This window comes from Domibacillus epiphyticus, assembly GCF_001975785.1.
Taxonomy (GTDB): Bacteria; Bacillota; Bacilli; order Bacillales; family Domibacillaceae; genus Domibacillus; species Domibacillus epiphyticus.
Genome location: NZ_MSFI01000005.1, coordinates 1 through 11,430 on the forward strand (window position 1 = coordinate 1; position 11,430 = coordinate 11,430).

The 11,430-nt window shown below is 43.4% G+C and carries 12 protein-coding genes and 1 riboswitch; of the genes, 3 read left to right on the forward strand and 9 right to left on the reverse strand.

Translation table 11 applies throughout. The features are described from left to right. Positions 1-438: 438 nt before the first annotated feature. Positions 439-678, forward strand: a complete 240-nt coding sequence (gene tlp / locus BTO28_RS02605) for a small acid-soluble spore protein Tlp (protein WP_076763766.1) — start codon at positions 439-441, stop codon at positions 676-678. 78 nt (positions 679-756) lie between these two features. On the opposite strand, the gene BTO28_RS02610 is transcribed toward tlp, so the two are convergent. Together BTO28_RS02610 and BTO28_RS02615 are read right to left on the reverse strand one after the other, a co-directional pair. Continuing rightward, positions 757-1,326, reverse strand: a complete 570-nt coding sequence (locus tag BTO28_RS02610; RefSeq protein WP_076763768.1) for a nitroreductase family protein — start codon at positions 1,324-1,326, stop codon at positions 757-759. Between the two features lie 58 nt (positions 1,327-1,384). After that, positions 1,385-2,236 carry a class I SAM-dependent methyltransferase gene (locus BTO28_RS02615; RefSeq protein ID WP_158068777.1) on the reverse strand — a complete coding sequence of 284 codons (852 nt, stop codon included), beginning with the start codon at positions 2,234-2,236 and terminating at the stop codon, positions 1,385-1,387. A 112-nt stretch (positions 2,237-2,348) separates the two neighbouring features. Further along, positions 2,349-2,549: riboswitch (cobalamin riboswitch) on the reverse strand. 314 nt (positions 2,550-2,863) lie between these two features. On the opposite strand from BTO28_RS02615, the gene gntK reads away from it, so the two are divergent. Then, entirely contained in the window at positions 2,864-4,408 is a 1,545-nt protein-coding gene (gntK, locus tag BTO28_RS02620) for a gluconokinase (RefSeq protein ID WP_076763772.1), read from the forward strand. Between the two features lie 41 nt (positions 4,409-4,449). On the opposite strand, the gene BTO28_RS02625 is transcribed toward gntK, so the two are convergent. The 6 genes from BTO28_RS02625 to BTO28_RS02650 form a co-directional block, all read right to left on the reverse strand. Continuing rightward, on the reverse strand, positions 4,450-5,205 hold the full coding sequence (locus tag BTO28_RS02625) for a 6-carboxyhexanoate--CoA ligase (RefSeq protein ID WP_083711270.1): 756 nt from the start codon (positions 5,203-5,205) through the stop codon (positions 4,450-4,452). Then, positions 5,186-5,680, reverse strand: coding sequence for a hypothetical protein (locus BTO28_RS02630; RefSeq protein WP_076763774.1), 495 nt, complete (start codon positions 5,678-5,680; stop codon positions 5,186-5,188). Before BTO28_RS02630 ends, BTO28_RS02625 begins: the two co-directional genes overlap by 20 nt. A 24-nt stretch (positions 5,681-5,704) precedes the next feature. Further along, a complete protein-coding gene (gene bioD, locus BTO28_RS02635; RefSeq protein ID WP_076763775.1) occupies positions 5,705-6,400 on the reverse strand; it encodes a dethiobiotin synthase in 696 nt (231 codons plus the stop codon). Between the two features lie 3 nt (positions 6,401-6,403). Continuing rightward, positions 6,404-7,570 (reverse strand): 8-amino-7-oxononanoate synthase, encoded by a 1,167-nt coding sequence (gene bioF, locus BTO28_RS02640; protein WP_233129810.1) that lies wholly within the window; start codon positions 7,568-7,570, stop codon positions 6,404-6,406. After that, positions 7,567-8,937 carry an adenosylmethionine--8-amino-7-oxononanoate transaminase gene (gene bioA, locus BTO28_RS02645; protein ID WP_076763777.1) on the reverse strand — a complete coding sequence of 457 codons (1,371 nt, stop codon included), beginning with the start codon at positions 8,935-8,937 and terminating at the stop codon, positions 7,567-7,569. The genes bioF and bioA overlap by 4 nt, the downstream gene beginning before the upstream one ends. A 334-nt stretch (positions 8,938-9,271) precedes the next feature. Then, a complete protein-coding gene (locus tag BTO28_RS02650) occupies positions 9,272-10,264 on the reverse strand; it encodes an NADPH:quinone oxidoreductase family protein (RefSeq protein ID WP_076763779.1) in 993 nt (330 codons plus the stop codon). Between the two features lie 124 nt (positions 10,265-10,388). Between BTO28_RS02650 and BTO28_RS02655 the strand changes: the two genes are divergently transcribed. Beyond that, positions 10,389-10,982 carry a TetR/AcrR family transcriptional regulator gene (locus tag BTO28_RS02655; protein WP_076763780.1) on the forward strand — a complete coding sequence of 198 codons (594 nt, stop codon included), beginning with the start codon at positions 10,389-10,391 and terminating at the stop codon, positions 10,980-10,982. A gap of 58 nt (positions 10,983-11,040) precedes the next feature. Here the strand turns inward: BTO28_RS02655 and BTO28_RS02660 are convergent, their stop codons facing one another. Beyond that, entirely contained in the window at positions 11,041-11,334 is a 294-nt protein-coding gene (locus BTO28_RS02660; RefSeq protein WP_198936733.1) for a hypothetical protein, read from the reverse strand. Positions 11,335-11,430: the final 96 nt, after the last annotated feature.

Below are 11,430 nucleotides of genomic sequence, written 5' to 3' on the forward strand. Positions count from 1 at the left end.
TGCCTAATGAAATAACCGTGTCTAACTTTTAGGGGTCACTCCATAAAGGCCTCGCCCATATCCGGGTTTTTTCGTTTTTAATAATGTAAACAGCCAGCTAAGGAAGAGTGAGTTGTTTAGTAATAATCAAGTTTTTTAATAAAATCAAAAAATGAAACAGTATGCGAAAAAATATTCGCATATTCATTAATATCCTGTGAATCCATAAAAATAACACTTATAAAATAAGATTATAATTGTGCATGTTTTAAAATATCTTTCTATTGCTCCACATAGAAATCTTACTGAACACTTCTTTGCTTCTTTTTCTTAGCTGAAAATTTTCACCCTCACGTAAGCTACAGTAATTAAGGGGACTGTATTGTTTTTGGGCATAGGTTGATGGCAAATGGGGACGCTATCACTTGTACGTCATTAAAAAATAAAGGAGGAATAGTGATGACGCGCAACAAACCAAAACCGGATGACCGGTCCGACAATGTAGAAAAGCTTCAGGAGATGGTGCAAAATACGATCGGAAATATTGAAGCAGCAGAGGAAACAATGGTTTTTGCTGATGGGCGGGAACGTGCTGCTATTAAAGCAAAAAACGAACGCCGTGAAGAAAGTATCGCAGGCATGCGCAGCGAAATCGAGGATGAGGCTGCCGCACGGAAAAAGGGATATTCTCAAGAATAATTCAAAAGGCTGTGACAGGAAGATGGAGAAAGGTTTTCTCCATTTTTCCATCAACAGCCTTTTCGTTCTTCTTTTTCCTTACAGCCATTTCGTTTTTTCATCAAATGATGTTCTTGTCGAGGGCTTCATTTTTTCCAGTGACACTTGATCTGGATACCCGATAAAGATATTTCCGATTATTTTTTTATTTTCCGGTGACCCAATAAACTGGTACATCCGTTCATCACGAACCATACCGACTCCTCTTGTTCTCCAAACAAATCCTAAACCTAATTCTTTAGCAGCCAGCCACATGGAATGGATAGCACAGCACACGGCATATTCATTATCTTCTGACGCTTCGATATCACCTGGAACAACATCTGATGTGACAACAATATGTACTGGTGTATTTTTTAACACCTTTAAAGAACTTTCGACCAAGTTCGGTTTTGTCGGAAACCGTTCCTGCAAATATTCCATGGCGATTTTTTCATAATGTGCTTTTGCATTGCCTTTGATCACATAAAAGCTCCACGGTTCTCTCTTGCGATCATTCGGCGCCCAGGTCGCGGCTTCTAATAACACTTTTATTTTTTCATCTTCTACATCGCGGTCCGTATAGTCGCGAATGGCTCTGCGATTTTTTAATTCAGATAAAATTGACATTAATTTCTCTCCTTCTAATAGCCTTTATGTTGCCTATGCAGTGAATGGCAGCTTTCCATCAATAAAAGAGTGGGCTTGGGGTCCATGTGATAATGGCGGCATGAAACTTATGATCATAAAAATAGCTGCCGTTATCACAATATACATAAGGCTCAAGACTTTCCTTTAGGTGTTCTTGACGAACATTTGGTGACAATACTTTGCTAGTGCTTTTGTTAAGCAGCTCTTCAAAAGATGAAAATCGATATGTCTTCTTTAGCGGAATCATCCTGCACTCAGCATAAATGCCTAACTCATATAACAGATTCAAAAGATCAATATAATCTCTCCGAGGCCATTTCATTTCGTACTGGTATTTTTGGTGAAGGTACACATAATGAGGCTTTATTGGTCCTGTCGTCATTCCCAAAATAACAAGCCTTTTTGCATATTGATTCATCAGCCGAAGCGCCTGTTTGATCTCAAACATTCGATAAAAGCAATTCATTCCGAAAATAACGTCATAGCTCTTATCACTTGAAAAATTCTCCCATTTCCCATGAAACATGTGGAGGTTTTTTAGCTTTTTTTCTTCAGAAGTTGTTTTAAGAAATGTCAAAACCGCCTCTGAACTATCGACAACTGTTAATGATTCTGCCCGTTCGGCTAAAGAAAACGTGTAATTTCCCGATCCTGGCCCGATTTCCAGCAGCTGGTCCTCTGCATGAATGAAGGGGACGATCGCTCTCATTATGTCCTGTGAATAAGCATCTGGTTTGGCGTCTCCTTGTTTTCGTTCGATAAAACACCTCCAAAAATGTTCCTCACACGTATCATCTACCATCCGCTCCGGCAGGTTTCCCTCCCAATCTTTCATTCTCTCCTGCCATTGCTCTTCAAAAAAGGATCGTTTATATGTTTCCTCCTTCACCATTACGCCCTCCTGTTCTGAAAACACAAAAAACCCTTCCCGGAGAAGAAGAGTTTCAATGACAATTAAAATAAAGGCTCATACGTCATTTCAACACTCCATCTCCCCGAGATTTGAAACTGAAATTCTGGCAGGTCTCCCGATTCATGCTTCTTCCTGCTTTGACCCTTCCAGCATCTTTACCGCTTTTAATAAGCGCTGCGATGCAGTGGTTTTGTCATTTCGACCACATATACAGTGGCGGGGGCAGTCTTGGTTTTTCACCAAGTTTTTTTTCAGTCTTGTAAATGACACCAGCATTGCTAATATTATAGAATTCTCCCTTAAGAGGAAATTCAGTCTACTAAAATTATATACAGCCGCAATTCATTAATCCAGCTGTTTTATTTTGTGATCATCTTTTTGGGTGGGATAGCTTTGGCTGTTTCTCCTCTATTTCAAAACTCTCCGGTCCCATGAGATGGAAAAAACATGTATGATGTTACTATAGAAAAGAACGATGCTCGTATTTTTATTCAGATCCCCAGCTTAAAAGCACATAGGAAAAAAGAAGTTTTAAAATAGGCTCATTAGTGGAATCATTAGATCCAACCCATTTATTTCTCAAAATTGGAGGAGGTACTCTTCATGAAAAAAAAGGGCTTTATGTTAGGTGTCGATCTCGGCACAACAAGTACGAAGTCGGTTCTTTTTGCGACAGACGGCAAGGTTATCGCTCATCACACGATTGAATATCCACTTCTAACCCCGACTCCTTCAACCGCTGAGCAAAATCCAGATGAGATTTATACAGCGGTGCTTGGGACGATTAAAGAGACCATTCGGAAAAGCGCCGTTGCCCCACAAGATCTCCTTTGCATTTCATTCAGTTCTGCCATGCACAGTGTCATTGCAGTGGATGAATCAGGAAAACCACTGACGAATTGCATGACGTGGGCTGACAATCGAAGTGCCGCATGGGCAAAAAAGATGAAAAATGAGCTAAACAGCCGTGAAATGTATTTTCGGACGGGCACACCGATTCATCCCATGTCTCCTTTAAGCAAAATTCGCTGGATAAAAGAAGAAATGCCCGATACATTTTCGAAAACAAAGAAGTTTATCTCCATTAAGGAATATGTATTTTTACGCCTATTTAACCAATTTATCGTCGACCATTCCATCGCTTCGGCAACCGGAATGCTTCACCTACATAACCTTGATTGGGATGAAGAAGCACTCCAGGCCGCCGGTATTACACCGGATCATCTATCGACACTCGTCCCAACGACACATTACATTCAAGGGCTTCATTGGGAAACCGCGGTGTTTCTCGGTATCCTTCCTTCTGTTCCATTTGTTGTCGGTGCAAATGACGGTGTTTTATCGAACCTCGGTGTCAGTGCAATTGAACCGGGCGTTGTAGCTGTCACAATCGGCACAAGCGGCGCGATACGAACGGTGACTGACAAACCTGTCACAGATCCAAAAGGGCGAACGTTCTGTTATGCATTAACCGAAAACCACTGGGTAATCGGTGGTCCAGTCAATAACGGCGGCATGACTTTCCGCTGGGTTCGCGATGTGATCGCCTCTGCGGAAGTTGAGACAGCGAAAAGTCTTGGCATCCATTCGTACGAGATGTTAACAAAAATCGCCGAACGCGTATCCCCCGGCGCAGACGGTCTATTATTTCATCCCTATTTAGCCGGTGAAAGGGCACCGTTATGGAATCCGGATGCAAGAGGGTCCTTTTTCGGATTAACACTGCACCATAAAAAAGAGCACATGATCCGCGCAGTGCTCGAAGGAGTTATATTTAATTTATACAATGTATTCCTCGCGCTTAAAGAACAAATCGGTGTTCCCCAAAAAGTGCTGGCTACCGGGGGATTTGCCCGCTCTGCTTTATGGCGGCAAATGATGGCCGATATTTTTGACCAGGAAGTATCGGTGCCGGAAAGCTTCGAAAGTTCCTGTCTTGGCGCTGCGGTTCTTGGTTTGTATGCATTAAAAGAAATTGATTCTCTGAACGTTGTCTCCAAAATGGTTGGCGCAACATTTACACATGCACCTATTCAAGAAAACGTGGACATATACCGTGAACTTGTACCGATCTATTTGCGTGTTTCCCGTAAACTAAGTGAAGAATACACAGCAATTGCCGAATTTCAACGAAAAACACTAGAATAAATAAATAACCGGTTGTCGTTATATACAACCGGTTATTCCCTTTATGTTAGCAGAACTGAAGTTTGTTCTAAATAAGCGATTAACGACTCTATCTCTAGATCTTCTGCAACAAAAAATATGCGGCCACCGGCGAAATCCCCTTTTTCTTTTAAATGGGTAATTCGGACATATCCTTTTTCCCGACAAGAAACATATCCTGTCACATATTCAGGATCATCTGACCAGCAAAGTTCAGCGACAAGAAAAGGGGCATGCGCAACCTTGGTCGCCAGAACAATCGCTTCCGCCACACGCGGTGATGAAAGTTCTGGATGCATAGCAGACCATCGTGCATATCCTTCTTTGCTCCACCCCATTCGAGTCGCTCTTACCCCGCGCTCCCCTCGATAATCTAAACGTTCTCCGGTCAAAGCACTTACGATCATAGCTCCGCGCAAATCTGTCGTACTTTGCAACATCTGGATCCCTTTTTTAATTGCTTTCTCGGATACACCGGCATTTTGTAAACACTTCGCAGCCTTTAGATGACCTTCTTCAACACTTTGCACCGCTATTGTGGAGACAGATAAAGGAGCAATACGGATGAGATGTTCAGCAGAGACTTTTTCAATGATGACTTGGATGAAATCAGCATCGCCTCTGCTATGTTGCAGCGCTTTTTGTACATATGTCCGAGCCGTCTCTTCCAACACACTCTTTGGGACCAGTGTCTCGCCACCGGAAATGTGAAAACCTCCCTGTTCATGAGGGCCCCCTTCTGCCGCTCTCATTCGAACGCTATACATTTCTTCGTACAAGCGTACCACCCCGCTCCTTTTTTACACGCCTTAACATACGATACAAAGGATAAACACTGACCGCGGTGAAAATCATACCCGGCAATGATTGCATTACAAGTGGCCAGAAAGGCAGCCCGACTGTTATTGACAGAACCCATCTCGCCGCCGCTGTACCAATTGGACCTGCTAACACAAGAATCGGAAGAGAATGTCCAAGAAGGGCAACGATTCCTCCTGCTACAATTCTAAAAACCATTGATATTTCAACATGAAGCAGGTTATGGATACCGAGAAGCATTAATAGAAGGCTGGCAATGATGCCGGCGGTCATATATCGCCAAAATCCAAAAACAGCGGCAATGGCAACCGCGAGTGGAGCGGAGAGCTGAAAATCAGAACCTGGAAAGCCAGCTGGAATTTTTAAAGAACCGATTATGGCAATCATCGCTGCTAATAACGACACTTCCGTAATGGTATAAACGTTGGTTTTCATGATAAACCGTCCTTCATTTTCTTCTCAACATGTAATTTGGATCTGATCCCATTTGATCGATTTCCTGACTGTTTCTAATACTTTTTCCCGAGAGTCCAGACCATCAATCCACGGGACGACACCCAGTACCGGAATCCCACTATAAGATTGAATCATATCCGGATTGGAACGTTCCGAAATACCCGCCATTTCTTCTCGATATCCGGATATGATCACGCCCGCTACCTGTATTCCTCGCTGCATGGCGTAGTCAATCGTCAAGAGAGTGTGGTTAACAGTCCCTAAATTTGGCCTTGCGACGATAACCAGCGGAAGCTCAAACATCTTTGCCGCATCCACTACTAGACCATCGTGAACGTAAGGAACAGCAAGACCACCAGCTCCCTCAACAATCATGAACTCATGTTTCTCCTTCAGATGGACATATCCTTTTTGAAGATCATGTAAAGTGACCTTTTGTCCAGCTCTGTTCAATGCCAGAATCGGAGCAAGAGGTTCCTCTAATGCATATGGACAAATATCCTCCACTGGATCCTCTACTCCGGACAGCCCTTTTAATCTTGCCGCATCCCCTTCGGAATGGTGGACAAGGTGCCCGCTTTGGACAGGTTTATATACTCCAACATCATACCCCTTTTCCCGTAAAACTCCGGCTATTCCTCCGGCGATGATGGTTTTCCCGATATCGGTATCCGTACCCGTTATGAAATAACCGTTCATGTTTTATTCCCCCTGTATCAACGGAGCCATCTTTTTGAACACTTCGATGACTTTTTTTATTTGTTCGTCTTGATGGGTTGCCATAACCGTAAATCGTATACGCGATGTCCCGGATGGAACTGTCGGAGGGCGAATGGCCGGCGCGAAAATGCCATTTTCATATAATGTTCTTGATAAGAACAAAGCCTTTTCCGGCTCCCCGCAAATAATGGCGAGAATCGGTGTTTCCCCTCCCCATACGGTGTAGCCCAAAGATGTTAATTCATCATAAAGGTGCTTGCTTATTTCTCTCAAACGCACCCTTCTCTCGTCCTCGGACGGAATAATATCGATGGCAGCCAGGGCACTTGCGATTACTCCTGCTGGCAAAGAAGTGGAGAAAATAAACGGTCTTGCTTTGTTTATAAGATAATCAATTAATGATTGGCCTCCGGCAATGTACCCTCCTTCCGCTCCCACAGCTTTCGAGAGTGTGCCCATCTGGATAACAGCCTTGTCCTTCAAACCAAAATGCTCAACCGTTCCACTGCCATCTTTGCCTAATACACCTGTTGCATGTGCGTCATCGACCATAACCACTGCATCATACCGCTCTGCAAGATCTACAATGCCAGGCAAAGGGGCAATATCACCATCCATGGAGAACACCCCATCGGTGACAATGAGCCGTTTGCGATAGTGGGACGTTTGCTGAAGTTTTAATTCCAAATCCTTCAAATCAGCATGACGATAGATGATGGTTTCCGCTCGTGATAAACGGCAGCCATCAATAATACTTGCATGATTCATTTCATCCGATAAAATCACATCATCCCCGCCAACAAGTGTCGTTAAAGCTGCCAGGTTGGCCATATATCCTGTGTTAAATACAACGGCAGCTTCCGTTTTTTTAAACCGGGCCAGCCTCTTTTCCAGTTCTTCGTGGACAGTCGTATTTCCTGTGGTTAATCTTGACCCAGTTGAGCCTGCTCCATAACACTGTGTCGCCTGGATTGAAGATTGGATTAGGCGATCGTCATGAGCGAGTCCTAAGTAATTATTGGATGAAAACAGCAGCATTTTTTTTCCGTTCACCATCGCATAGCCCCGGTCATTCAAGGATTCAACTGTTTGCATCTGACGATAAAGTCCGTTTTCTTTGATCAGCTGGATCTCTTGTTCCCAACTCACGATTCTGTAACCTCTTGGATCGATTGATAGAGTATATCGAGCATTGCTTCAAGTTCCTCCTTTGTTGAAGCAAGCGGCGGCATAAAGACGACCACGTTGCCAAGAGGGCGAATCAGCATGCCTAATTCTTTCGCGCGCGTGCACACCTGAACTCCAACCCGCTCGGTCCATTCATAAGGTTCCTTCGTTTCTCGATCGACGACAAGTTCAAGACCGATCATAAACCCTTTTTGCCGAATATCACCCACATGTGAGAGCTTGCTGAATTCCTGCAATCGACTCGCAATATAACGGGACTGCTGCTGAACTTCGTGGATTAAATTTTTCTCTTCCATTAAATCTAAGTTCGCAATAGCTGCTGCACACCCAAGCTGGTTTCCTGTGTAGCTATGGCCGTGGAAAAACGTTTTTTGATCTTCATAGTCCCCGAGAAACGCTTCATAAATTTCGTCTGTCGCCACCGTGATCGCAACAGGCAGATAACCGCCTGTAAGACCTTTCCCCGCCGTCAAAATGTCAGGCGTTACCTCTTCATGATTGCAGGCAAATAAACGTCCGGTACGTCCAAACCCTGTTGCTACTTCATCGGCAATCATCAACACGTTGTATTTCGTGCAAAGCTCACGAACACCTCTTAAATAACCATCTGGCATGACAATGATGCCGCTGGCTCCTTGAACAACCGGTTCAATAATCAATGCCGCTGTTTCGTGATGATGTGCTTGAAGTGTCTTTTCTAATTCATCCAGGAAGAACGCCGTTTGCGTCTCGTCATCACCGGTTATAGGTGAACGGTATATGTATGGATACGGAACATGGATCGGGCTAAAAAGGAGATTGGAGTATGTATGACGGTAAATATCAATGGCTCCAACTGAAACAGCGCCAATTGTGTCTCCATGATAGGCTTCCTTCATTGTGATAAAGCGCTGCTTTTGCGGCTGCCCTTTATGCTGCCAGTATTGAAACGCCATTTTAATCGCAATCTCAACGGCTGTTGCGCCGGCATCCGAGTAAAATACTTTCGCCAGTCCTGGAGGCATTAGATGTATGAGTTTCTCAGCAAGAAGAACTGCGGGTACATTCGCCATCCCAAGCATGGTAGAATGTGCAATTTTTTCTAATTGGCCACGGATTGCCTGATCTATTTCTGGCACCCGGTGACCATGGACATTGAGCCAGATGGAGGAAACACCATCCCAATATTCATTGCCCCGGACATCCTGAAGCTTCCGGCCATCCCCACCGGCAATGATGACTGGATCGCCCTCAATGTATTCTTTCATCTGTGTAAAAGGGTGCCAAACATATCGCTTATTTTTTTCAGCCAATTCATCATAATTTAGCAATGGTTCCTCACTCCTCATCCTTTTTGTTAACCTAAATAATTATTAGGTTAACATTAAAAAAATGATACCACGAATAAATGAAATTTCCAATACTATTCCTTAAGAAGGAAAAGAATTTGTCCTATCCGTTGCTGGCGGCGTGCTAACGGACGGATTCTGACCCACTTCGGCCGAATTAACCAAAAATCCGGCTTAAATTTTGAGAATCCGGCCCAATTTCAAAAAAACCGGCCTATATCCTGAAATTCCGGCCATAAAAGGTTTATCCTCCAATTTTGCGAGCTCCTGTTGAAACGATAACAAAAAAGCAGAACCAGATCGATGCTGGTTCTGCTTTTCGATAAAGCTATATTTATAGCCTCACTATAACTCTGCCTCGCATTTTCCCTTTTAAAATCTCCGGTAGAATGTCCGGTAATTCTTCAAGCGCTGCTTCCTGCTGTACAAACGCTGACAGATCTTCCGGTTTTAAATCGGACGCCATGCGCTTCCAGATCGCCTGTCTCGTTTCCATCGGGCAATAAACGGAATCAATGCCGAGTAAATTCACACCGCGGAGAATAAACGGGAAAACGTTTGTTGGAACACTCGTCCCACCTGTTAAGCCACTGACAGCAACCGATCCTGTATAGCTTATTTTGCTTAAAATAGACGCAAGCGTATCGCCGCCGACCGGATCCACTGCACCGGCCCACAGTTCTTTATCTAACGCTTTAATCTTCCCATTATAAACGTCATCCCGTGATACAACTTCTTTTGCACCAAGATTCGTCAAATAGGCTTTCTCTGACTCTTTTCCCGTACTCGCAACAACATCATAACCGCGTTTCGCCAGTATCGATACGGCAAAACTCCCAACGCCTCCGGTCGCTCCCGTTACCAGCACCTTCCCTTTATCAGGTGATAATCCATTATCTTCTAGCCGCTGGACGGATAAAGCAGCTGTAAATCCGGCTGTTCCAAATGTCATGGCTTCTTTTAACGTAAGGCCGTCTGGCAAAGGAACAATCCAATCAGCAGGAATCCGTGCATATTCACTGTATCCGCCAAAATGAGAAACCCCGATTTCATAGCTTGTCGCAATGACTTCATCACCTTTTTTAAAGCGAGGATCTTCCGAGGAAACAACAACTCCTGCTAAGTCAATTCCCGGTATAAATGGATAGGACCGAACAATTTTCCCATCCGGAATGCTCGCAAGGCCGTCTTTATAGTTAATGCCGGAATAAGAAACTTTAATGAATACATCTCCTTGCGGCAGCTCTTCTGGCGTAATCTGTTTGACGGATACGGAAAAACTGTTTTCCGTTTTGTCGACGATTAATGCGTTAAATTGTTCATTCATGACATCCACTCTCCCCTTTGAGTAATATCATGATTATACCAAATTATTCTGACCAGTCAGAATAATTTTATCGCACCTTTCATTTGTTATATACTTATTCATATAAGCAATCGGGGGGTTTTTTTTGAAAAAGAAAGCGGAAGAGCGGAGAGAACAGGTGTTAAAAGCTGCTTTCCAAGCAGTTGCAAGCCACGGATATGATTCCGTGACGCTGCAGGATATTGCGGATTATGCAGGTGTCAGCAAAGGTGTCGTGCACTACTATTTTCAAAATAAAGAGAATATCTTCTCAGCGCTGTTGCAATTCATTACGGCCCAAATTTACGAAATAGAGCATAAAGCCATCACAGATAAACATACAGCTCTCGAAAAATTAAAAGCGTACGTTGAGACCGTCTTTATTTCTCCTGCAAAAAATAAAAAGTTTTATCGGGTATATGTCGATTTTTTAGCGCAGGCAAGCCGGAACCACACTTATCAAGAGATCAATCATCGTTTTTATGAAAACTGCTGGAGTATCGGCCATGAAATCATTACCCTTGGAAAAAAGGAAGGTGTCTTTTCCATTGACCTTGATGCCGATACATCTGCGAAAATGATGCGGGCGATGATCGACGGCTGCTTAATTCAATGGTTAATGAGTGACCAGGATGACCTTCATGATTTTTATAAAAAAACCTGTTTTGAAACTATTTCAACATTGTTACGATCTCCTTGAATTTTAATTGAAAGAGGCTGCCGGCTTGTGTTACCGGCAGCCTTTCTATGAGAAAAAATTATTCAGAACCCCAATCGTATCCCCGTCTGTCCCGTCTATCATCTCCATAGCCATATCCATAGTCATAACCAGGATAGTATGGGTAATATGGATAGTACGGTGGATAAGGATAATATGGATAATATGGTCTTGGTCTTGGCCGCGGCCGTGGATAATGGTACGGCGGTCTTGGCCGTGGATAGTGATACGGCTGCTGTGTTTCTGTTGCGTCATTTAAAAATTCGGCATAGTCTTGTTCTTCTAATGACTCAAACTCAAACGGTTCTTCTGAATTCACATGATGATCGCTCAAGATATAAGCCTCCTTATCATTTTTGACTTCCCCCATACTTTATTCAAGCCCTCTTAATAAGGTGTATATATATCCCATTTTTTTAGATAAATTTAT